The sequence below is a fragment of the Thauera sp. WH-2 genome, from assembly GCF_048321015.1.
Classification (GTDB): domain Bacteria; phylum Pseudomonadota; class Gammaproteobacteria; order Burkholderiales; family Rhodocyclaceae; genus Thauera.
On sequence record NZ_JBLWFG010000004.1, the window covers coordinates 292,866 to 317,094 of the forward strand.

Genomic DNA, 24,229 nt, shown 5'->3' on the forward strand with positions numbered 1-24,229 from the left:
CGGCGGCCATCAGTTGCGCAGGGGCTTGCCGGTTTCCAGCATGTGCGCAATGCGCTGCTGGGTCTTCTCGGTCTTGAGCAGTTCGACGAACTGCGCACGCTCGACATCCAGGATCCACTGCTCGCCAACGCGGCGATTGGTGTCCACCTCGCCGCCACACAGCGCGGTGGCCGCCGCCCTGGCGACGCGGTAGTCGTGCGCCGAGATGAAGCCGCCCTCGGCCATGTTCACCAGCATCATTTCGCAGGTGGCAATGCCATTGCGTCCCGCCACGGTGATCTGCGGGTCGGGCAAGGCCGGCCGCCAGGCCGACTCGGCCATTGCGCGTGCCCTGCGGATCGCTGCGAACAGGATCTCGTGCGCGTTGAACAGCACGTCGTCCGAGGCGCGGCCGAAGCCGAGGCGCACCGCATCCTGCGCGCTCTTGGCCACGGTGGCCATGGCAATGGTCTGGAACGCGTTCTGGATGAAGGGGAACACGTCGCCGCCCGCCGCGCGCTGCGCCATGGCGTGCGCCTGCAGAGCAAACTCCTTGCAGCCACCGCCGGCCGGGATCAGGCCCACGCCAGCCTCCACCAGGCCGACGTAGCTCTCCAGCGCAAAGACCCGGTGCGCGGCGTGCATGACGAACTCGCAGCCGCCCCCCAGCGCCATGCCCTGCACTGCAGCTACCACCGGCACCTGTGCATGCTTGATCGCCATCGAGGTGCGCTGGAACTTGGCCACCATGTTCTCGAGCAGATCGAACTGCCCGGCACGGCAGGCCTCACCCACCTGCTGCAGGTTGGCGCCCACCGCAAAGGGTGCGGGCTGCCAGATCACCAGCCCGTCGAGTTCGCGCTCGGCACGCGCGATCGCCTCAAGCAGGCCATCCATGACCTCGTCGCCGATCGCGTGCATCTTGGAGGTGATCGACACGATGCCGATGCGCGCATCCTGGTCGGCACGGCGCCACAGGCGCACGCCGGCGTTCTCCCACAGCGTCTCGCCACGATCGTCCGGCGCCTCGCCAAGCACGCGGTCGGGATAGAGCTGGCGCTGATACACCGGCAGCTTGGCACGCGCCTTCAGCGCGTTCTCCGCCGCACTGTAGGCGCCGGCCGGCGCATGCACGCCCTCGCGCTCGAACACCCAGGCCGGCAGCGGCACGTCGGCCATGGCGCGACCGTGCGCGATATCGTCGCGAACCATCTCCGCCACCGCCTTCCAGCCGGCGGCCTGCCAGGTTTCGAAAGGTCCCTGCGCCCAGCCGAAACCCCACCGCATCGCCAGATCCACATCGCGCGCGTTGTCGGCGATGTCGCCCAGGTGCACCGCGCAGTAATGGAACACATCGCGGAAAATCGACCACAGGAACTGCGCCTGAGGGTGCGGATGCGCTGCGAGCTGGGCGAATTTTTCCGCCGGGTTCTTCAGTTTCAGGATCGCGTCGACCTCGGGGAAGACCTCACCGCCACTTTCGCGGTAGTCCTGCAGCTTCAGGTCGAGCACCTGGATCTGCTTGCCCTGCTTGCGGTAGATGCCGCACTTGGTCTTCTGCCCGAGCGCCCCCTTGGCGATCAGGGCCTGCAGCCATTCAGGCGTGCTGAAGTGCGCATGCCAGGGGTCGTTGGGCAGGGTGGCCTGCATGGTGCCGACCACGTGCGCCAGCGTATCCAGGCCCACCACGTCGCCGGTACGGAAGGTCGCGCTCTTGGGGCGGCCGATGCGCGGGCCGGTGAGCAGGTCGACTTCATCGAAGGCCAGCCCGAGGCGGGCGGTATGGTGCAGCACGGCGAGGATGGAGAACACGCCGACGCGGTTGGCGACGAAGTTGGGCGTGTCCTTGGCGCGAACGATGCTCTTGCCCAGACGCGTGGTCAGCCAGGTTTCCAGGCCGTCGAGCAGCGCGGGGTCGGTGGCCGCGGTGGGGATCAGCTCCACCAGCGGCATGTAGCGCGGCGGGTTGAAGAAGTGGATGCCGCAGAACTGACTGCGGCGATCAACCGGCATCCCGGCAGCAAGCGCCTCGATCGACAGGCCGGAGGTGTTGGAGGCAAAGATTGCCCCCGCCTTGAGGTGCGGCGCCACCTTGGCGTAGAGATCGAGCTTCCACTCCATCTTCTCCGCAATCGCCTCGATGACGAGGTCGCACTCGCCCAGGCGTGCGAGATCGCTGCCGTAGTTGGCGGGCTCGATGTACTGCGCCCGATCCTTGGCGGCGAACGGCGCCGGATCGAGCTTCTTCATGCCGGCGACGGCCTTGTCGACGATGCCGTTGGCCGGGCCTTCCTTGGCCGGCAGGTCGAACAGGACCACCGGCACGTCGGCATTGGCGCAATGGGCCGCAATCTGCGCCCCCATGACGCCGGCGCCGAGCACGGCAACCTTGCGAATGATCAATCTGCTCACATGCACCTCCTGATGAGAGAGTCTCGGTTCAAGCCCGCGCGCACGCGGCGCGGGCGCGTTCTTGCTTCAGGCGAAGCGGGCGCGCAGGGCGCGCTTGTTGATCTTGCCGACACTCGTGCGATCCAGCGCATCGACAAACACCACCTTGTCGGGCACTGCATAGCGCGACACATGGCCTTCCTGCGCGGCACGCTCGACATGGGCGCGCACCGTGTCGGCATCCAGCGTGTCCTCGCTGCCGGGCTTTCGCACCACCAGCGCGGCGGGACGCTCGCCCCATTTTTCGTCCGGCACCCCGATCACCGCCACTTCGGCGACCCCCGCGCAGCGCCCGATGAGATCCTCCAGCTCGAGCGAAGACACCCACTCGCCGCCCGTCTTGATCACGTCCTTGATGCGGTCGGTGACCTGCAGGTAGCCGGCCGGGTCGATGTGGCCGATGTCCTGGGTGTGCAGCCAGCCGCCTTCCCATAGATGCGCCGACGCCTCCGGGTTGTGCAGATAGCCTTGCGTCAGCCAGGGCGCACGCACCACCACCTCGCCCACACTGCGGCCATCGCGGGCCACGTCGGCGAGACTCGCATCGACGGTGCGCAAATCGACCAGCGGGATCGGACGCCCGGTCTTCACGCGCAGCTCGGCATGTGGCTGCGACGGGTCGGCGTCATGCGGCAGGTGCGCCAGGGTCAGGATCGGGCAGGTCTCCGACATGCCGTAGCCGGTGAAGGCATCGATACCACGCGCGAGCGCCTGCTCGGCCAGACCCGTGGGCAGCGCCGAACCGCCGATGACCACCTTCCAGCCAGAGAGGTCCACGTCCTTGGAGCGCGGCGACATCAGCAGCATCATCAGGATCGTGGGCACGCAGTGCGAGAAGCTGACCTTCTCGCGCTCGATCAGGCTCAACAGCGTGTCGGGGTGATAGCGCCCCGGATAGACCTGCTTCACCCCCGCAAGCGTGGCGATGTAGGGCACGCCCCAGGCATGGACATGGAACATCGGGGTGATCGGCATGTACACGTCGCCGCGATGGAAACGCCCCTGCGCGGGCGACAGGCCCAGCGCCGCCGTGGTCGCCAGCGTGTGCAGCACCAGCTGGCGATGGCTGAAATACACGCCCTTGGGCAGCCCCGTGGTGCCCGTGGTGTAGAAGGTGGTGGCCCGGGTGTTCTCGTCGAAATCCGGAAACTCGAACTCGCTGGACGCCTGCGCCAGCAGCACCTCGTACTCCCCCACGAACCCTTCGGGCAGCGCATCCTCGTCGACCGGCTCGTCGCTGATCAGCACGAGCTTGCGCACGCTCTCCAGTTCGGTACGGAATTGCTTCAGCAGCGGGAGGAATTCGGCATTGACCATCAGCACGCTCGCACCGGCGTGATTCAGCGTATAGGCGATCTGGTCCGGCGACAGGCGCACGTTCACGGTCTGCAGTACGGCGCCGTACATGGGTACGGCGAAGAAGCACTCCAGATAGCGGTGGCTGTCCCAGTCCATCACCGCCACCGTGTCGCCGCGCTGCACCTCGAGGCTGGCGAGTGCATTGGCGAGGCGGTCGATGCGTTCGAACAGGTCCGCGTAGCGCATGCGCACCTTGTCCGCGTAAACGATCTCCTGGTCCGCGGCGGTGGCACGCGGCGTGTGCAGGAGTTGCTTGATCAGCAGTGGATAGCCATACGCCGAGGGCGTCGATTCGATCAGGTGTTCATGCATGGACAGCAAACCTCCGGTTGTACAGTGCCGCATTCACTCGGCCGGAATCGGCCGCTTGCGCCCGCGATCATCGAGCGCCACGTAGGTGAGGCGCGCGTCCGTCACCTTCACCACCACCGGGTTCTCCGGGTCACGCTCGGCGAAGACCTCCACATCGACCGTCACCGAGCTGCAACCCACCGACACCACCTCCGCATAGAAACTCACCAGGTCGCCCACCGACACCGGCTGCTTGAATACGAACGAATTCACCGCCACGGTCGCGACGCGACTCTTGGCCCGCCTGTGCGCGGGGATCGCCCCCGCGATATCGACCATCGACATGATCCAGCCACCGAACACGTCACCCGCCGGGTTGAGGTCGGCGGGCATCGGCATCACGCGCAGGGCGGGTTGTTTGTGCTCCGGAAGCGAGGTAAAGACGGGGGCTGCATGCGGGGGCATCACGAACTCCTTGCGCCAGGCACCAACTTAGAAGGGGAAAAGACCGGGGCTGGCCGGGATGCAAGCCACCCGCAGCCACCTGTGCCGCAGGGCGACACGTAGCAGGCCCTAGCTCCTGTTCGCAACATAGTGCATCGGCCCGCCGGTGTGAGGTGCGAAGCCCGCACCGAAGATCACGCCTGCGTCGGCCAGGTCGGCATCGGCGACCACCCCCTGCGCCACGCAGCGCTGCGTGGCGTCGAGCAAGGGGGCGATGACGCGTCCGGCCAGTCCGTAGGGAATCGGCTCGGGCGCAGGCTTGCGGCGCTTGCCGCCCTTTTGCGGCGCCTCGCCCTTGATCGCCTTGCCATCTTCCCAACGATAGTAGCCTTCCCCGCTCTTGCGGCCGAGTTTGCCTTCGCCGACCAGCTTCATCAGCCGCCTCGGCGGCTCGGCCCCCTCCCCCGCAAGCGCCTTGCCCGCCGCGACCGCTATATCCAGCCCCACGGTATCGACCAGCTCGACCGGCCCCATCGGCATGCCGAAGGCAAGCAATGCGGCATCGACGGTCTCGGGGGCGACGCCTTCCTCCACGCAGCGCAGGGCCTCGAGCATGTAGGGGCCGAGCACCGCATTGACGAGGAAGCCCGGCGCACTCTTCACCGGCAGCGGAAGCTTGTCGATCCGGCGCACGAAGCCGGTGGCGCGGCGCAGGACCTCGGCGTCGGTGGTCTCGCCCTGCACCACCTCGACCAGCGGCAGCATCGGCACCGGATTGAAGAAGTGGATGCCCACCAGCCGCGCGGGGTCCTTCAGCACGGTGGCGATGTCCTCCAGGCGCAGGCTGGAGGTGTTGGTGGCCAGCACCGCATCGGGCTTCGCGCGCGCTTCCAGGTCCGCGAACAGGCTACGCTTGGCGTCCAGGTTCTCGAAGATGGCTTCGATGATCACGTCCGCGCGCGCCACACCCGTGCCCCTGGGGTCGGGGATGAGCCGGTCGAGCGTGAACCGAACCTGCTTCTGATCGCCCTTGTGGCGGCGCTCGAACAACTTTGCGGCGCGCGCGATCGCCGGTGCGATGCGCTCGACGGACTGGTCCTGCAGCGTCACCGTCATGCCGCGCAGCGCACACACCGCGGCGATGTCGCCGCCCATGACGCCCGCACCCACCACATGAACGTGGCGCGGCGCGAAGTCGCTGTCCTTGCCGAAGGCCTTGAGCCGCTCCTGCAGGAAGAAGACGCGTACCAGGTTGCGCGCGGTCGGCGATGTGAAGATCGTGTCGAGCGAGGACGGGTCCTGCGCCGGAACGTCGAGCGCGTTGCCGCGGTAGCGCTCCCAGATGTCGATGATCGCGAACGGTGCCGGGTAGTTTTCGCGGCTCACCTTGCTTGCAGCCTGGGCGCGCGCCTTGTCGGCGACCTTTGCCCGCGCCGGGCCGTTCATCGCCCAGCGCAGCGCGCGCTCCTTGAGCGGCAGCTTGCGTGCCGGCGCACCGGACAGGGCCATGATGCGCGCGGCCGATTCCATCACCCGCGGCGGCACGCAGTCGTCGGCGATGCCGAGGCGCTTCGCCTTCTTTGCGTCCACCGCCTTACCCGTCAGCATCATGTCCAGCGCCGCAGCCGGGCCGATCCGGTCGGGCAGGCGCAACATGCCGCCCCACCCCGGCACGATGCCGAGCATGACCTCGGGCAGCGCGAGCTTGGTGCCGGGATCGTCCACCACGATGCGGTAACGGCAGGCGAGCGCCAACTCCAGCCCCCCGCCCATGCAGTGGCCGCGGATCAGGGCCAGCGTGGGGTACCCCACCGCAGCCAGCCGGTTGAACAGCAGCCAGCCACGCTCGACCAGCCTGCGCGCGGCCAGCACCGAGTCCAGCCGCGAAAACTCCTCGATATCGGCGCCGGCGATGAAGCCGGCGGGCTTGGCCGAGGCAATCACCAGCGCCTTCGGCGGCGCAGCGTCCAGCGCGTCGAGCACGCTGGCGAACTCGCCCATCACCTCGGACGACAGCACGTTCGCGCTCGCGTCCGCCTTGTCCAGATCCAGCCAGGCCAAACCGGATTCCTCCCGACGCAGGCGCCAGTGCTTCCAGTCATGTTGCATGTTCGTGCTCATCAGACGGTCTCCACCAGCATCGCGCCACCCTGCCCACCACCGATGCAGATCGACGCGAGACCACGCCCTCCGCCCTTGCGGCGTAGCACATGCAGCAGATGGAGCACGATGCGAGCTCCGCTCGCGCCGACCGGATGGCCGAGCGCGACCGCGCCACCATCCACGTTGAGCCGCTCCGCAGCCGGTGCGCCAGGGGCGTCGGTGCCGAAATGGGTGCGGCAGTATTCGTCGTCGCCGAAGGCACGCAGGCAGGCGATCACCTGCGCTGCGAAGGCCTCGTTGAGCTCCCACGCATCCAGGTCGTTCGGCGCCAGGCCGTGGCGCTGCAGGATCGGCATCGTGGCGTGCACCGGCCCCAGACCCATCTGATCGGGCGCGAGGCCTGCCCACTGGCTGTCGACGATGCGCCCGAGCGGCTGCAGGCCGTGGCGCTCGACCGCCTCTTCCGAGGCCAGCACCAGCCAGGCGGCGCCATCGGTGATCTGCGAGCTGTTGCCGGGGGTGACACGGCCGTACTTCCTGTCGAAGAACGGCTTGAGCTTGGCGAGATTGGCCATGGACGAGTCGTGCCGCACGCCGTCGTCGGCCGCGTAGACCTTGCTGTCGCGATCGACCAGCGGAACGATCTCGTCGGCGTAGTGCCCAGCGTCCTGCCCGGCGCATACGCGGCGGTGGCTCTCGACCGCGAAGGCGTCCATGTCCTCACGGCTGATGCCGAACTTCCACGCCAGATTTTCGGCAGTCTGGCCCATCAGTTGCCCGACGATCGGGTCGGTCAGCCCCTTCATGATGCCGATCACTGGACTCAGGTGGCCGAAGCGGAAGCGCCGGAGCATCTCGAAGCGCTGTCCTGCGTCCCTGGCCGCGTACCAGCCCGCCAGCCAGCGCACCATCTTGTCCGAGAACAGCAGCGGCGCGTGCGACAGCGCATCCACACCGCCGGCGAGCACGAGCTGGCTGCGACCGCACTGGATGTTGGCAATCGCGGAGTCGATGGCCTGCATGCCGGAGGCACAGTTGCGCATCACCGTCCAGCCGGGCACCGCGTTGCCGCAGCCCATGCGCAGCGCCACCACACGGCCGATGTTGACCTCGTCGACCGAAGGGCTGGCACAGCCCAGGATCACCTCGTCGAGTTCATCGGGAGCGAAGGGCTGGCGCACCAGCAGTGCACTGCCCGCGGCGGTGGCCATGTCCGCCCCGGTGAAGGGACCCGGCGCATTGCGTGCCTTGAGGAAAGGCGTGCGCGCACCGTCGACAATGTAGACCGGACGCGTCATGCCGCCCCCTCGCGCGCCGGCGAGTGCGACGGCACCTTGCGCATCGCAGCCTTGAGTCCGAAGTCGTACTTGAAGTCGTCCACCCGGATGACCTTGTCGCGCAACATGTTCCGGCGCTCGATGATCGCGTACTCGCGCTCGTCGATCACCCCCGCATGCAGGGCAATGCGCCAGATCTCATCCACGTCCCCGGAGGCGAGGATCCTGGGATCGAAGCGCCCCTCACGGCGCGCCTCCTTGAGCTTGGCCTCGATCCGCTCCGCGTCGATGGTCGCGACCAGCGCTGCCTCGAGCGCACCGACGGGCTCCTCGACATCGGTGGGCAGATGCACATCGGACGTCAGGCGGTCGCGGGTTGGCGAGGGTTCGAGCAGCAGCGCCGCGACCTGATGCCCGAGCTTGTCGGAAGGCACGACATACGGGCGGCCGAGCGGGAACACCACCACGCGGTGCAGCAGGAAGGCGAAGAATCGGTTCGGGAAGTTCGCGATCACGCCCTCGAAGGCCTGCTGGATACGGAACATGCAGTCCCAGATCGCCCAGTGCATCAGGGGCGCATCGGCCGCCTGGCGACCTTCGGCCTCGTAGCGCCGCAGGGTTGCGCTGGCCAGGTACATCAGCGAAAGAATGTCACCCAGACGGGCGGAGAGCTTTTCCTTGCGCTTGAGCGCACCGCCCATCGTGCCCATGGAGATGTCGGCGATGAAGGCGAACGCAGCCGAGAAGCGCGTGAGTTGCTGGTAGTAACGCCGGGTTTCCGGCGCCACCGTGTCCGGCACGCCGACGACGTGCGAACCGGTCAGCCCCATCACCAGCGCCCGCGCCGCATTGGACACGGTGAAACCGACGTGCCCCCAAAGCGCCTTGTCGAAGGCCTTCAGGTCGCCGCGCTGCGCCGCGTGCATTTCCTTGAGCACGTAGGGATGGCAACGGATCGCGCCCTGGCCGAAAAGGATCAGGCTGCGGGTGAGGATGTTGGCACCCTCCACGGTGATGCCCACCGGAATCTGCTGGTAGGCACGCCCGAGGAAGTTCTGCGGACCCAGGCAGATGCCCTTTCCGCCGATCACATCCATGCCGTCGTTCACCGTCTGGCGGGCGCGCTCGGTAACGTGGTATTTCACGATCGCCGACACCACCGAAGGCTTCTCGCCCAGATCGATTGCGCCCGCGGTCATCACCCGCGCCGCATCGCACAGATAGGTGTTGGCGCCGATGCGGGTAAGCGCCTCTTCCACGCCCTCGAAGCGACCGATCGCGGTCTTGAACTGGTAGCGCACGCGAGCATAGGCGCCCACCGCACGCGCAGTCATCTTCTGCATGCCGGTATTGGAGCCCGGCAGCGAGATGCTGCGGCCGGTCGCGAGGCACTCCATCAGCATGCGCCAGCCCTGGCCGGCCATCTTCGGCCCGCCGATGATGAACTCGAGCGGCACGAACACATCCTTGCCGCGCACCGGACCATTCATCCACACCGCATTGAGCGGGAAGTGGCGGTGCCCGATGTCCACACCCGGATGGTCGTGCGGGATCAGTGCGCAGGTGATGCCGAGCACCTCCTCGCCCCCCAGCAGGCGATCGGGATCGTAGAGATGGAAGGCCAGGCCGAACACGGTGCATACCGGCGCCAGGGTGATGTAGCGCTTGTCGAAGCTGACGCGCATGCCGAGCACTTCCTCGCCGTTCCACATGCCCTTGCACACCACGCCGGCATCGGGGATGGAGGCCGCATCGGAGCCCGCCCACGGACTGGTGAGCGCAAACGCCGGAATCTCCTCACCGGTCGCCAGTCGCGGCAGATAGTGCTGCTTCTGCTCGGGCGTGCCGTAGTGCAACAGCAATTCCGCCGGTCCGAGCGAATTGGGCACCATCACCGTCACCGCCGGCGCCGAGGAGCGCGTGGACAGCTTGGTCACGACCTGGGAGTGGGCGAAGGCGGAGAAGCCCTTTCCGCCGTACTCCTTGGGGATGATCATGCCGAGGAAGCCCTTGTCCTTGATGTACTGCCAGACCTCGGCCGGCATGTCGCCCTTCTGCGTGCAGTCCCAGTCGTCGGTCAGGCGGCAGAGTTCATCGGTTTCGTTGTCGAGGAAGGACTGTTCCTCGGCGTTGAGCTTCGGCCAGGGATAGGACTGCAGCTTGTTCCAGTCGGGCTTGCCGGCGAACAGTTCGCCTTCCCACCACACGGTGCCGGCCTCGAGCGCGTCCTTCTCGGTCTGCGACATCGTCGGCAGCACCGCGCGGAAGGCCTTGAAGATCGGACCGGTGATCCGCTTCAGGCGCATGCCTTCATTCATCATCGCTCCGAGCGCGCCGCCATAGGCCAGAAGCGCGAGGACAGTCCAGCCAAACCCCCAGCCTGCAGCCCAGCCCACGGCAGCAAGCCACGCCAACCCAAGCCCGAGCCAGGCAAAAAGAGGCGCTCGCCCGTAGGCGAGCGCGCCTGCCAAGGGAGGGAGGGAAACCAGTAGCAACCAGATCATCTTTCGTGTTCTCCTGATCGGTCAGCGCACATCGCCCGGCTCGGCCGTGCCGGAGTGTGCAAAATCGGGCAGGGGCGCCCGGAGGCCGCCCAGCAGGAAGGACATCAATCGCGGAATCAGCCGCGCGGGGTCTTCGTCGTCGAACTTGCCGGCGAAAAGTTGCAGTGCGTCAGTGCCGGCGATCGCGTAGGAGGTCGCACCCATCATGAAGTGGAAGCGCCAGAGGATCTCCTCGCGTGGCACGCCCGGCAGGGACTCGTACAGCGCAGCGAGAAAGCGCTCCAGCGTGTCCGCATATTCGGCCGCGAGAAACTTGCGCACGAAGGCGTTCGGCTCGGTGTAGGTCCGACCGAGCAGCTGCATGAAGATCCGCCCCCCGTGTGCGAGATCAGTCGCCATCTGCAGCGATGGCTCGAAGAACGCCTCCAGCACCTGCGAGGGCTTGACGCGGACACCTGCGCGCACCGCATCCGCCTCCACCTGATCCAGCGCAGCCAGGCGACGCTGGTTGAGTTCCCCCAGACGGCGCCGGAACACCTCCTGGATCAGGTTTTCCTTCGAGCCGAAGTGATAGTTCACGGCAGCCAGATTCACCCCCGCGAGCGCGGTGATCATGCGCATGGAGGTCGCCTCCAGCCCATGCTCGACAAACAGGGCCTCGGCTGCATCCAGGATGCGGCCGCGCGTCTCGGGTCCATGTCTGCCGGTTGTTGTGCTCACCATCGGTCTCCTGAATGAGTCAAGCTCATTCAAACGTTCGTTTGAATTCTAAGGAAAGCCCGAAGGCTGTCAAGATTTTTTATGCGCGGATTTGTCTCTCTTTGCGCGAACCTCGCCGCCGGACGCAAGACCCGCACGCTCAGCCCTTCTTTCCGGCCGCCGGGCGGTCGCCGAGCAGCAATGCCGCCAGCGAGGGCAGCAGCAGCAGCGCGCCAAGCATGTTGATCACGAACATCAGCGCCATGACCAGACCCATGTCGGCCTGGAACTTGAGCGCCGAGAAGATCCACGTGCCCACCCCCACCGCCATGGTCGTGGCGGTAAACATCACCGCCGTGCCGCGCTGGCTCAGCGCGGCGTAAAAGGCGTCGGGCAGCGAATCACCATGCTCGAAGCGGTGCGACATGCGCTCGTAGAAATAGATGCCGTAGTCGACCCCGATCCCCACGGCGATCGCCACCACCGGCAGCGTAGACACCTTGAGCCCGATGCCGAGCAGAGCCATCAGCGCATTGCAGAACACCGCCGCGATCATCAGCGGCAGGATGATGCACAACGTGGCACGCCAGGAGCGGAACTCGAGGAAGAACAGCAGGCTGATCGCCCCGAACACCAGCACCAGGATCTCGAACGAGGCAGCGTCGACGGCCTCGTTGGTCGCGGCCATGACCCCCACGTTGCCGGAGGCGAGCAGGAAGTCGATATGCTCGCCACGATTGGCTTCGCGGAAGGCCTTCACCTCGGCGACGATGTGGGCGATCGTCGGCCCTTCGTGGTCGCGCGTGAAGATCAGCACCTGCATCGCGCTGCAGTCGGTATTGAGCAGGCCGGTGCTGGTATCGACCGGCGTCACCGACTGTGCGAGCACGGTCGGGTTGCGCGACAACGCCCGCCAGGCGGGGTTGCCTTCGTTCCATCCCGCATTGATCGTCTTTGCCACGCCCGGCAGGCCAACCACGCTCTGCACCCCATGGACGCCGCGCATGGTGGTTTCGAAGCGGTCGATGGTGTCCATGATCTCGAAGTTCGTGCATGCGCCATCCACCCCCTTCGTCTGCACGATCACGGACAGCACATCCACACCGATCGAGAACGACTCGACGATTGCGGCCGTATCCCGGTTGTAGCGTGAGTCCTCATGCAGTTCGGGGATGCCGTGACCGAGATCGCCGGTGCGCAGGTCACGCGACTTCCAGGTGGCTGCGCCCAGCAGCACCGCGGTGATCAGCACCACCACCGTGGCCCGCTTGGGCTCGGCCAGCGTACGCAGGCGCGCCCACAGCCAGTGGTCCTTCGCTTCGGCGGTCATGGTCCGCCGCATCGCCTCCGCATCGAGCCGCGTCCACGACAACAGCACCGGCAGCAGCAGCATGTTGGTGACCAGGATGAGTGCCACACCGAGCCCGGCGGTAAGCGCCAACTCGCGCACCATGTCGATCTCGATGCGCAGGATGACCAGAAAACCGACCACGGTCGTGGTCAGCGCCATCGAGCCCGGGAGCACCAGACGGCGGAAGGCGTTGTGCGCGCCCTTGAGCGGCCCCACCCCCTGCATGATTTCCAGCCGCCAGGCGTGCGTCATCTGCACCGCATGGCTGACGCCGATGGCGAAGATCAGGAAAGGCACCAGAATGGACATCGGGTCGATGCCGAATCCGATCAGCGGTAGCAGCCCCATCAACCAGACGACCGGGACCATCGCGCATGCCAGCGTGAGCACTGCAAGCTTGACCGAACCCGAGTACAGGAACAGCAGTACCGCGGTAATGCCGAACGCAACCACGAAGAACATCAGCACGCCACGCGCGCCGTCGGTGATGTCACCCACCGCCTTTGCGAAGCCGATGATGTGCACATCCAGCCCCTCGCCCGCATAGCGCGCGCGCAGGTCCTCGAGCTGCTTCGCCACGGCAAGGTAATCCAGCCGGGCACCGGTGTTCGGATCGATCTCGAGCAGCTCCGCGCTGATCATCGCCGCGCGGTGATCGTTGGACACCAGGCGGCCGACGCGACCGGACTTGAGCACGTTCTCACGCACGGTCTCGAGATCCGCCGCCGTGCCCTCGAAGTCCGCCGGGATGACGTTGCCACCGGCAAAACCGGCCTCGACCACCTCGATGAAACGTACGTTGGGCGTAAACAGCGAGGTCACGGTCGCACGGTCCACGCCCGGAATGAAGAACACCTCGTCGGTGGCAGATTTCAGCCTCTGCATGAAACCCGCGTTGTAGATGTCGCCCTCATGCTGACGCAGCGCGACCAGCACGCGGTTGGCACCACCGAAGGTGTTGCGGTAGGCCATGAAAGTCTTCATGTATTCGTGCTCGAGCGGGATCATCTTCTCGAAACCCGCGTCGACCTGCAGGCGGCTCGCCGACGCGCCGAGCAGCACGGTCAACAGCACGAAAACGCCCAGGAAGAACTTGCGCCGCTTGAACAGCAGCAGACCAAGGAACTCGACGAACTGCTTCAACATCAGGACTTCTCCCCGACCACCGCGGGCAAGGTCATGCGCACCACGCCCTCCTCACCCACCAGCAGAATCTCGCCATCCCCCACTTCTGCCACCGCCGCACGCACCAGCCGGTCCGGCCCCTGCAGACGGTCGAAGCTGTGCCCCTGATCCGCACTCACCAACACCACGCCGCTCTGGCCAACCAGTACCACCCTGCCGTCCCGAAGCACGCGCCCGCCGAAGAGAGAGGCATGCACGCCCGTATCGACCTCGGTCCAAGAGTCCCCAGCATCATCGGTGCGGAACACATGGCCCCGCATGCCGAACACCAGGGCACGCCCCTCGGCAAGCGAAAGCGCATTGAAGAAGGACCCCGCATAGGGGGACTCGAGCGCTGACCAGGTCTGCCCGCCGTCGTCCGAACGCAGCAGCGTGCCGGCCTCGCCGGCAATCAGGAAACGCTCGCCGCCGAGTGGCAGCACCGCATTGAGGTGCAGCGCGTCCGCGTTCGCCTCGATCTCGCGCGGCGCCCAGGTTTCGCCGCCATCGGAGGTCGCGAGGAAACGCCCGTAGGCACCGACCGCAAAGCCCTGTCCGCCTTCGCCGAGCCACAGCCCGAACAGCGGCTCTTCGGCCTCGGGATCGGATTGCACCATGCGCCAGCTCTCGCCCCCGTCCTCGCTGCGCAGGACCACGGCGTCATGCCCGACCGCGACCGCCTGCCGGGCGTCGATGAAACGCACCGCCGCAAGCACTGCTGCGCCTGGGGCGCTGGCTGCACGCCAGCTCCCGCCACGATCGTCGGAGATGAAGATCTTCCCGCGTTCACCCACCGCGAGCAGCCGGCCTTCGGGGCTCTCGGCAGCATCGAGCATCTGCAGGTTCGAGATCCGGACCTGGGTGGGCGGCATGGGCGAGTCGCTTCGCCCGGAGAAAGCGTAGGCCGTCGCTGCCACCACGAAGGCGACGAAGAGGACGCCGATTGCTCGGTTCATGAGGAGGTGCTCGCATGCCGCGCCCTTGCAAGGGGCCGGCAGTCAGGACAGGAAAGAGGTCTTGCCGTTCGTCGGGGACGGGCGACCCGCAGCCCGACGAACGAAAACGCCCGGCCTCGGCAGGCCGGGCTTGCCGCATCAGCGCGTACCCGCGCCGCGCAGGCCCGCCGGCGTGAAGTCCGCCGGACGCGCATCGATCGCCTGATAGACGCGCGGCTCGTCGTTACGCAGGCCCATCGCGATGTAGCGGCCGGACTGCAGGTCGTGGTGCACCTCCAGGCTCGGGTACAGCATCGGAATGTCGTACCAGTTCACGGTGTGCAGCTCCGACACCCGCCACAGCTGGTCACGAGCGTCGTATTTGTCGATCACCAGGATCGACCACGAATCCTCGTCGAGGTAGAACGTCCGGCGCTTGTAGCTGTGGCTGGTGCCGTCCTTCAGCGTCGCATCCACCACCCACACACGGTGCAGCTCGTAGCGCGCGTGCTCGGGATTCAGGTGCCCGGCCTGCAGCACGTCAGCCATCTTCACCGTGTTGCCCACCAGCTTGTAGCTGTTGTAAGGAACGTAGATCTCCTTCTTGCCTACGAGCTTCCAGTCGTAACGGTCGATGGCGCCGTTGTACATGTCGAAGTCGTCGTTGGTGCGCAGACCGTCGGCCGCTGTGCCCGGGTTGTCATAGGCGACATTGGGCGCCAGGCGCACGCGGCGCTGGCCGGGGTTGTAGGTCCAGGCCTGGCGGCGGTCGAGGAACTCGTGCACCAGCAGGATCTGCCCCGCCAGTCGGGCCGGCGCGGTCACCGTTTGCAGGAAGTTGAACAGTTTGCCCTGCTCGATCTGCTCCGGCGACTTGTTCAGGCTGCCGTAGTGGAAGTCGTACTGGTACTCGAAGCGCACCGGCGTGTAGGTGCCCTGGCGTGTCACCGCTGCCTGGCTCCAGTTCATCGCATAGGCCTCGCCGCGGTAGCGGGCGAGGTGGTTCCAGATCGCCTCGGCGCCGTTCTGCGGAATCGGGAAGGGGATGCCGCCCGTGGTGCCTTCAACCGTGCGTCCACCGTCGACCAGCCTGGCGCGGCTGGCGTTGGCGACGGTCTGCTCGTAGTGCCCCTGCGGGAAGGCCGCGCTGCGCCGCGTCGGGTAGACGTTCAGCTTCCAGGTGCCGTAGGTCTTGAGCATCTCGAGCTGGCCCGGGGTGAGCTTGTCGGCATGCTGCGCGTGGTTGCTGGCGTCGATCGTGAACAACGGCTTGTCGGCTGCGAAGGGGTCGGCATAGTGCCCGCCCGCCTCATGACCCGCCGGAGCGGCTTTCAGGCCGCCGTCCCAGGCGGGAATGGTGCCCGCCGCGTTGCCGGCGAGTTCGGCCCCCATGGGCGTCAGGTCCTTGCCCAGCCGCGAGGCATCGGCCAGGGCCGGTGTGGCCAGCGCCACCGCGAGCGCTGCGCCGAGAATCGTGAGTGTCTTGCGCATAACTTGAGTCTCCAGAATCCGGTGGGTGCTCAGAACGAGTAGCTGACGCTGACCGAGAGGAAATCGCGGTCGTAGAGCGGGTTGGTGTGGCTGGCGTAGGTCTGCGGCTGGCCATACGGATTCGGGCTCGGATCGACCCCCGTGATCTTCTTGCCACCGAAGAAGGAGCTGTACGCAATGTCGGCCTGCCAGTTCTGCCGGTAGTTCATGCCCAGCCCCAGCGTGACGGCCTTGGCCCCTTCATTGAAGGTCGGCCCCCTGCCGCTGACGTCATGCGAAAACGCGATGCGCGGCGAGAGGTTCACACCGGCAACCGCGTTCGGGTACTCGAAGCGGGCAAGCAGCCGATACCCCCACGAGTTTTCCGTCATGAAGCAACCGGCGCTGGTGGCGCCGAACGAAGTGGCCGTCGACGAACCCACCTGCGGCAGATGGCAGCCGGATGCTGCGAACTTCAGATTCGAAGGCAGATTCAGATGCGTATAGCCGATCTCTCCGACCACGACCATCTGCTCTGCACCCAGCACCTGCGGCACCGCCTTGGTACCGGTCAGCTGAACCTGATGCATCTTCACGCGGCGATACCCCGTGATCTCCTCGCCATAGGGCTTCAGGAAGGCAGTCGGAACGAATGTGCTCGGCCCCACCTGCGTCACGCCCGTGCCCGTGATCTGGTTGGGCGCACCCAGCGCTGCAAGCAGCAATTCTGCCGACGGCAACTGGACCGGCTGGTTCTTGCGATATGAGTACTCCCCCTGCAGGGCGATGCCGGCCGGACCTGCGGTGTTGAAGCTCAAACCGAACAGCTTGATGTTCTCTGGATAATCGACGAAATACTCCCCGCCACGACCGCTCGCGTAGGCGCACCCGCCCGGCAAGCCGCTTGCCCCTGAGGCGACGACAGGATCGAACACGTTGCAGCCGGGAATCGGCGTGCCGTGGGTCGAGTACCCTCCCCGGTAGCCCGAAACGAACGGAATCCGGCTGTGGTAGTTCACGTGATAAAGGCCGAATTCGGTGTAGTTCCACTCAGGTACCAGCATCCTCAACGCAAGACCGTACTCGCCGCCATTCCCCGGCTCCCGGTCATCCGCACGAGGCGCGAAAAGCTGGGCGGGCGTGGTCGGTCCCATGTACATCATCGGCGGCTTGTTGCCGTCATTCAGCCGGCCAAAGCCGGTGTAGGCGATGTTGCCCCCCGCAGACACGAAGTCGTTGGTGCTGAAGAAGGTCCCCGCCGGCTCGATCTTGGTCTTCTCCCACTCCGCCATCCACACGACTTCAGCGGAGACGTTGTCGGTGAGTTCCTGCGAAGCCCACAGCATGCCGATCGGGGTCAGGCCTTCCTTGAGTTCGGAGCCGGGCACGCGCAAGCGGCTGACGTTGACCGGGTTGAGGACATTGATGCCGTTCTGGATGAAGGTGCTCTCGCCCCAGCTCACCACCTGGCGACCGGCACGCACATTGAGCGCCCGACCGCCAACGTCGAAGCGCCCGCGCACATAGGCGTCGAGCAGCTCCGCATCGCGCCCGAGTTCACCGCGCGCGGCATTGCTCATGCCGCTCTTGTGCATGAAGGCGTGGTCGTAGAAATAGGTGCCACGGAAGAAGGCGCCGAAGTTCCGGTAGCTCAGCTCCAGGTCGTGCGTGGCCTTGAAGGCCAGCGAAACCATGTCACCCTTGTCGTACTTGAGGTTGCCGTCATCGGAGTTGGGGTCGCGCGAGGTACCGCCGTTGGCGATGCTGATCAGCGAAGACTCGCGATCCTGCATCCGCCACAGGCCGCCGACCGAAAGCGTGGTATCGAAACTGCCCGTCACCTCGCCGCTGGCACTGGTGAACTCGAACGCATGCACCGCGGTGGGCGCAGCAAAGGCCAGGGCAACGGAAGCTGCCAGGGTACCGAGCGCCAGCCCGGGGCGGCGCGGCTGCGCTGCTGAATGACTCCGACTCATTTGACTCCTCCTCATGGGCGATTTCGCCGCCAACTGGCGGAAAATCTTGTTGTAGACGTGGCCAAGATTCTGCGAAACACGCATCGCATACCGAGCGCATCGCGCAAACACCGATACCGAGCATGCGCAAGTCCGCGTTCCGTGTCTCCTCGGGAAAAACGCGTATGCACCGTCCGGCCTGCGTGAGCCACCCATCGTTTCTGCGATGAGCGTATCGAAAGAACTAATTCGAACGTTTGTTTGAATCCTACAAAGTCCGCCGCGGAAGTCAAGCTGAGCATGCGTGTTTTTTTGCGCGGAAGGTCTGGAATTTGACGCCATCCTGGCTGGCCAACAGAATCCGCGCTTACCCGCCGACCTCCAGGCTCGACCACCGCTGCCTGCCCGCGCAACACTCACCGCAACACCGCCCCACGGAATTCACATGAGACGTGCCCCAGCCGCTGCACTCCCTGGCCCCGAACCCAGTCAGCGCCACGACTGGCAGACGCTGAAGAGCCTCTTCCCCTTCATCTGGGCCTACAAGGGACGGGTACTGTTCGCCCTCGCCTGTCTGGTCGCGGCCAAGGGCGCCAACGTGTCGGTGCCGATCATCTTCAAGCACCTGATCGATGACCTCACGATCACCCCGGAACAGGCCTTCATCGTGGTGCCGGCGGCGCTGCTGCTGGCCTATGGCGCACTGCGCTTCTCCACCTCGCTGCTGACCGAGTTGCGAGAGGTGGTGTTCGCGCGCGTGACCCAGCAGGCGGTACGCGAGATCTCGCTGCGCGTATTCCGCCACCTGCACGCGCTGTCGCTGCGCTTCCACCTCGAGCGCCAGACCGGCGGCCTCACCCGCGACATCGAGCGCGGCACGCGCTCGATCGGCTCACTGATCAGCTATACGTTGTATTCGATCCTGCCCACGCTGATCGAGATCGGCATGGTGATCGGCATCCTGCTGGTGAACTACGACGCGGTGTTCGCGCTCATCACGCTGTCCGCGCTAACGATCTACATCCTCTTCACCGTCAAGGTGACGAACTGGCGCACCACGCTGCGGCGCGAAGCCAACGAACTCGACTCCGCCGCCAACGCGCGCGCGATCGACAGCCTGATCAACTACGAGACGGTGAAGTATTTCAACAACGAGGAGTTCGAAGCCAGGCGCTACGACGAGCAGTTGCAGAAATGGACCAAGGCGCAAGTCACCAACCAGTACTCGCTGTCTGCACTCAACGTCGGCCAGGCAGCGATCATCGCGGTCGCGGTGACGGCAATGATGTGGCAGGCGGCCGACCGGGTGGCCAGCGGTGAGATGACGATTGGCGACATCGTGCTGGTCAACGCCTTCATGATCCAGCTCTACATCCCGCTCAACTTCCTCGGTGTCCTCTATCGCGAGATCCGCCAGTCGCTGACCGACATCGAGCGCATGTTCGGCCTCATGCACACCCATCGGGAGATCGCCGACGCGCCCGACGCCCGCGCCCTGCCCGCCGGGCCGGCGAGCGTGTGCTTCGAGAACGTGAGCTTCGCCTACGACGCCAAGCGCCCGATCCTCTTCGAGGTGGATTTCGACATCCCCGCAGGCAGAACGGTGGCGGTGGTCGGCCACTCCGGCTCGGGCAAGTCGACCCTGGCCCGCCTGCTGTACCGCTTCTACGACGTGCAGGGCGGCGCGATCCGCATCAACGGCCACGACCTGCGCAGCCTCTCCCAGGACAGCCTGCGTGCGGCGATCGGCATCGTTCCCCAGGACACGGTGCTGTTCAACGACACGCTGTACTACAACATCCAGTACGGCCGCCCCACGGCCAGCCGCGCAGACGTCGAAGCTGCCGCGCGCGCCGCGCAACTTGAAGATTTCATCCGTCAGTTGCCCGACGGCTACGACACCCGCGTCGGCGAGCGCGGGCTGAAGCTGTCGGGCGGTGAGAAGCAGCGCGTCGCGATTGCGCGTGCACTGTTGAAGAACCCGGCAATCCTGATCTTCGACGAGGCCACCTCGGCGCTGGACTCGAAGACCGAGAAGGCCATCCAGGCGCAGATCGAGCGCGCCGCAGAAGGACGCACTGCGCTGGTGATCGCGCATCGGCTGTCGACGATCATGAGTGCGGACGAGATCATCGTGCTGGACAAGGGGCGCATCGTCGAGCGCGGCCGCCATACCTCGCTGCTGGCGCAAGGCGGTGCCTATGCGCAGATGTGGATGCTGCAGCAGCAGGAAGAGGCTGCGATTGCCCTCGGCGACGAGGGCGCGCACGCCGAATCGTTCGGCGCAGCCGCGGGCGGCGTGGCATAAACTGAAAGCATCCATCCCCCACCCAGGCCTGCATGGACGCCCACGACAGTTTTCCCTTCCTGAAGGAAATCATCCTCTTCCTTGCGCTCAGTGGCGTGTTGATGCCGCTGCTCTCGCGCCTGAAGATCAATCCGGTGCTCGGCTTCCTGTCCGTGGGCGTGCTGCTTGGCCCGTACGGCCTCGCTTCGCTCGCACAGGCCTGGCCGCCCCTGTCGTGGTTCACCTTCGTGCGCCCGGACCAGGTCGCCTTCCTTGCCGAACTCGGCGTGATCTTCCTGATGTTCATGATCGGCCTGGAGCTATCCGTCGAGCGCCTGTGGTCGATGCGCCGGATGGTATTCGGACTGGGCGGGCTGCAGGTCGTGCTCTCCGCAGTGGCGATCGGCGGGCTGGCGATGGCCTTCGGCAACGGTATCGAGGCTGCGGTCATCCTCGGCGTAGTGATCGCCTTCTCCTCGACCGCGATCGTCATGCAACTACTGATCCAGCGCCGCGAGCTTGGCACGCCGCTTGGCCAGTCCGCATTCGCAATCCTGCTCTTCCAGGATCTCGCGGTGGTGCCGCTGCTGGTACTGATCAGCATTCTCGGTACCTCTTCCGGCGAAGGCAGCTTCGCCGGACTGCTCGGCTACGCGGTCGTCAAGGGCGTGCTCACGGTCGTGGTGATCTACCTTGTCGGACGGCGGCTGGTGCGACCGCTGTTCCACCAGATCGCGGTGGACAAGCAGCCCGACACCTTCACCGCACTCACCCTGCTGACCACCCTCGGCGTGGCGGCGCTGACCTGGTTCGCGGGACTCTCGATGGCGCTGGGAGCCCTCCTGGCCGGCCTGATCATCGCCGAAACCGAGTTCCGCCACGAGGTCGAGATCACCATCGAACCCTTCAAGGGCCTGCTGATGGGTCTTTTCTTCATGTCCGTGGGCATGGGCATCGACCTGCGTGCGCTGCTCGCGGAGCCGTTGTGGATTCCGCTGTCGATAGTGGGCCTGCTCGCGCTGAAGAGCCTGATCGTGTTCGTGCTGCTGCGGGTGTTCGGCCTGTCTTGGGGGCGCGCTGCAGAGGGCGGACTGCTGCTGAGCCAGGGCGGCGAGTTCGCCTTCATCGTGATCGGCATGGCGCTCGGCCTCGGACTGCTCGAGCGCCAGACCGGCCAGTTCATGCTGATCGTGGTCGGCGTCTCGATGCTGGCGGCGCCGGTGGTGGCGCGTCTGGGCCAGAGCCTGGGCGACGCCATCGACCGCCGCATTGCCACACCGGAGCCCGAAGGAGAAGACACGGGCATCGGCGAACTGTACGGTCATGTGATCATCGCCGGCTATGGCCGGGTCGGTCAGCTCGTGGGGCAGATGCTCGACCAGCAAGGTGTGCGCTACGTTGCGATCGAGAACAACGCCCAGCTCGTTGCCCACCAACGCAAGGCCGGCACACCCCTGGTGTTCGGGGATGCCAGCCGGCCCGAACTGCTGCGCAAGCTGCGCATCGACGAGGCACGTGCCGTGGTGCTGACCATGGACCACACCGCAGCGGCGATCCACGCCGTGCATGCCGTAAGGCGGATGGTGCCGATGATGCGCATCATCGCCCGCGCACGCGACGAGAAGCACGCACTGCTGCTGCGCGAGGCCGGCGCCTCGGTGGTCGTGCCCGAAACCCTGGAGTCCAGCCTCAAGCTCACGAGCTGGGTCCTAGAGACGCTCGGCGTGCCGCCAGAGGCCGCGCTGCGCCAGCTCGAGCAGGAGCGCGAGCGACGTATCTTGGCCTTGCGCGATTGCTGCACACCCGGGCCATAATCCGCCCCTCAGCACCCCTGAACGGCTCTCGTTTGCCCTGAACAGCCCGCCGCCCCGCAGCCCTGCCGCGACCGACCGCCCGACCAACCAACTCGCCCGAATCAGCTCTCCGCCATGCGCAAACCCCGCATCGCCCTCCTCGCCACCGGTGGCACCATCGCCGGCACCGCCGATTCGGCCGCCGACACCCGCAGCTACGTTGCCGGTCAGCTTGGGATCGAGGCCCTGCTCGAGGCCATCCCGCCCCTCACCCGGCTGGCCGAGCTGGTGCCCGAGCAGTTATTCCGCCTCGACAGCCGCGACATCACCCCACAGCACTGGCTGTTGCTGTCGCGCCGGGTACAGACGCTGGCCGAGGACCCTGCGATCGACGGCATCGTAATCACACATGGGACCGATACGCTGGAAGAGACGGCGTATTTCCTGCACATCACCGTCGCCACCAACAAGCCGGTGGTGATGACGGCTGCGATGCGACCCGCCACTGCACTGTCGGCAGACGGCCCGCTCAACCTCTACCAGGCGGTAGAGCTGGCATGCAGGCCGGCGGCCGGTCGCGCGGGGGTGCTCGCGGTACTGGGCGACCGCATCCTGCCCGCAGCCTGTACGAGCAAACGCCACCCCTCGGCGGTGGATGCCTTCGCGCATGCCGAGGCCCTCACCGTGCTGGCAAGCGACGCTGCACTGCAGGCCCTGGCGCCTTACCGGTACAGCCGCATCTCGATCGCACCCGACGCGCAGGCGCTACCTCCGGTGGAGCTGCTGACGGTCGCGGCCGGCAGTTCACCCGCCCTCGCCTCGGCGGTTGCCCGCGCGCTTGCCAAGGCCAGCCTGCTGACCGGGGCTGCGGGATTGGTGCTGGCACTGCCGGGCAACGCCAGCCTCCCGGACGCCTGGCGCCCCGCGCTCGAAGCCCTGCCAAACAACGTCCCCGTGGTGCTGGCGAGTCGCTGCGGCGGCGGGGTGAGCGCTCCGCGCGAAGCGCTCCCCGCCAACTGGCTCAGCCCAGGGCCACTCGATGCGCTCAAGGCACGCGTGCGCCTGATCGCAGGCCTGGGGGGCGGTCTGCGCGGCGCGCGGCTGCGGCGCTGGTTCGAGCGCTGCTGAGCGCGCACCCTGCATCACAAGCCCGGATCGGAGCCTCCGCCGGCAACCGCAGCCTCGACGATGCGCCGCGACAGCTGCGGCGCGAACCCCTCGATGAAGGCATACACGTAGGCACGCAACCAGGCCCGCTTGCGCAGCCCGATGCGCGTCGTGCTCGACTCGAACAGATGGGCGGCATCCACCATGCCCAGCTTGCGGTCCTCCGCCGGGTCGTAGGCCATGCGCGCGAGGATGCCGATGCCCAGGTCCATCTCCACGTACTTCTTGATCACGTCCGAGTCGATCGCGCTCAGCACGACGTTGGGCTTGAGGCCGCGTCCCAGGAAGGCCTTGTTGATCTGGCCACGCCCGGTGAATGCGTCGTCGTAGGTGATCAGGGGGTAGCGTGCGATCGCCTCCAGCGTGAGCGGCGCAGCCTGCAGGATGGGGTGACGGGGCGTGGCCACCACACAGCGGTTCCACTGGTAGCAGGGCAGCATCACCAGATCGTCATACTCGGCGATGGCCTCGGTCGCAATCGCGATATCGGCCGTGCCGTCCAGCGCCATCTCGCACACCTGGCGCGGATTGCCCTGATGCAGTTCCAGCCTGACCTGCGGATAGCGCTGCATGAAGCGGCGGATCACATCGGGCAGCACGTAGCGCGCCTGAGTGTGGGTGGTCGCGATCGAAAGGCTACCGACCGACTCGTTGGCAAACTCGTCGCCCACCTGCTGCAGGTTGTCCAGGTCGCGCAGCACGCGTTCGGCGATTGCAAGCACCGCACGCCCCGGCTCGGTGACCGCCACCAGGCGCTTGCCGTGCCGCGTGAAGATCTCGATACCAAGCTCGGATTCGAGCAGGCGGATCTGCTTCGAGACCCCGGGCTGCGAAGTGAATAGTGCATCGGCCGCATCGGATACGTTGAGCCCACGGCGGGCGACCTCATGCACATAGCGGAGTTGCTGCAGGTTCATTGGGCACCACATATAACAATGAGTTCTTAAAGTCTAACCTCAAACCGCTTCATGCGCTTAAACAGAGTGCTTACGATGCGCTG

Annotated in this window: 15 protein-coding genes; 3 read left to right on the forward strand and 12 right to left on the reverse strand. The window is 66.2% G+C overall.

The features are described from left to right. Nucleotides 1-9: 9 nt before the first annotated feature. The 11 genes from ACNKW1_RS09500 to ACNKW1_RS09550 all read right to left on the reverse strand — a co-directional run bounded on the left by ACNKW1_RS09500 (nt 10) and on the right by ACNKW1_RS09550 (nt 18,003). Nucleotides 10-2,391: a 3-hydroxyacyl-CoA dehydrogenase/enoyl-CoA hydratase family protein gene (locus ACNKW1_RS09500; RefSeq protein ID WP_418364340.1), complete on the reverse strand. Its 2,382-nt coding sequence runs from the start codon at nt 2,389-2,391 to the stop codon at nt 10-12. Between the two features lie 66 nt (nt 2,392-2,457). Beyond that, entirely contained in the window at nt 2,458-4,101 is a 1,644-nt protein-coding gene (locus ACNKW1_RS09505) for a fatty acid--CoA ligase (RefSeq protein WP_418364341.1), read from the reverse strand. 33 nt (nt 4,102-4,134) lie between these two features. Beyond that, nucleotides 4,135-4,545, reverse strand: a complete 411-nt coding sequence (locus ACNKW1_RS09510; RefSeq protein WP_418364342.1) for an acyl-CoA thioesterase — start codon at nt 4,543-4,545, stop codon at nt 4,135-4,137. Between the two features lie 108 nt (nt 4,546-4,653). Then, complete coding sequence (locus tag ACNKW1_RS09515) at nt 4,654-6,645, reverse strand: 3-hydroxyacyl-CoA dehydrogenase NAD-binding domain-containing protein (protein WP_418364343.1); 1,992 nt, start codon at nt 6,643-6,645, stop codon at nt 4,654-4,656. Next, nucleotides 6,645-7,925 carry an acetyl-CoA C-acetyltransferase gene (locus ACNKW1_RS09520; protein ID WP_418364344.1) on the reverse strand — a complete coding sequence of 427 codons (1,281 nt, stop codon included), beginning with the start codon at nt 7,923-7,925 and terminating at the stop codon, nt 6,645-6,647. The genes ACNKW1_RS09515 and ACNKW1_RS09520 overlap by 1 nt, the downstream gene beginning before the upstream one ends. Further along, nucleotides 7,922-10,408 (reverse strand): acyl-CoA dehydrogenase, encoded by a 2,487-nt coding sequence (locus tag ACNKW1_RS09525; RefSeq protein WP_418364345.1) that lies wholly within the window; start codon nt 10,406-10,408, stop codon nt 7,922-7,924. Before ACNKW1_RS09525 ends, ACNKW1_RS09520 begins: the two co-directional genes overlap by 4 nt. Nucleotides 10,409-10,429: 21 nt before the next feature. Continuing rightward, nucleotides 10,430-11,131, reverse strand: coding sequence for a TetR/AcrR family transcriptional regulator (locus ACNKW1_RS09530; protein ID WP_418364346.1), 702 nt, complete (start codon nt 11,129-11,131; stop codon nt 10,430-10,432). Nucleotides 11,132-11,267: 136 nt separating this feature from the next. Then, entirely contained in the window at nt 11,268-13,604 is a 2,337-nt protein-coding gene (locus ACNKW1_RS09535; RefSeq protein WP_418364347.1) for an efflux RND transporter permease subunit, read from the reverse strand. Further along, a complete protein-coding gene (locus tag ACNKW1_RS09540) occupies nt 13,604-14,578 on the reverse strand; it encodes a WD40/YVTN/BNR-like repeat-containing protein (protein WP_418364348.1) in 975 nt (324 codons plus the stop codon). The genes ACNKW1_RS09535 and ACNKW1_RS09540 overlap by 1 nt, the downstream gene beginning before the upstream one ends. A 138-nt stretch (nt 14,579-14,716) precedes the next feature. After that, the gene (locus ACNKW1_RS09545) at nt 14,717-16,048 is read right to left on the reverse strand and encodes a DUF1329 domain-containing protein (protein WP_418364349.1); all 1,332 of its coding nucleotides are present in this window, start codon (nt 16,046-16,048) and stop codon (nt 14,717-14,719) included. Nucleotides 16,049-16,077: 29 nt separating this feature from the next. Further along, entirely contained in the window at nt 16,078-18,003 is a 1,926-nt protein-coding gene (locus tag ACNKW1_RS09550) for a DUF1302 domain-containing protein (RefSeq protein ID WP_418364350.1), read from the reverse strand. A 424-nt stretch (nt 18,004-18,427) separates the two neighbouring features. On the opposite strand from ACNKW1_RS09550, the gene ACNKW1_RS09555 reads away from it, so the two are divergent. From ACNKW1_RS09555 to ACNKW1_RS09565, 3 genes are all read left to right on the forward strand, one after another. Then, a complete protein-coding gene (locus ACNKW1_RS09555; RefSeq protein WP_418364351.1) occupies nt 18,428-20,290 on the forward strand; it encodes an ABCB family ABC transporter ATP-binding protein/permease in 1,863 nt (620 codons plus the stop codon). A gap of 32 nt (nt 20,291-20,322) precedes the next feature. Beyond that, the gene (locus tag ACNKW1_RS09560) at nt 20,323-22,083 is read left to right on the forward strand and encodes a cation:proton antiporter (RefSeq protein WP_418364352.1); all 1,761 of its coding nucleotides are present in this window, start codon (nt 20,323-20,325) and stop codon (nt 22,081-22,083) included. Nucleotides 22,084-22,197: 114 nt separating this feature from the next. After that, nucleotides 22,198-23,190: an asparaginase gene (locus ACNKW1_RS09565; RefSeq protein ID WP_418364353.1), complete on the forward strand. Its 993-nt coding sequence runs from the start codon at nt 22,198-22,200 to the stop codon at nt 23,188-23,190. A gap of 14 nt (nt 23,191-23,204) precedes the next feature. Here the strand turns inward: ACNKW1_RS09565 and cysB are convergent, their stop codons facing one another. After that, complete coding sequence (cysB, locus tag ACNKW1_RS09570) at nt 23,205-24,146, reverse strand: HTH-type transcriptional regulator CysB (protein WP_418364354.1); 942 nt, start codon at nt 24,144-24,146, stop codon at nt 23,205-23,207. Nucleotides 24,147-24,229: the final 83 nt, after the last annotated feature.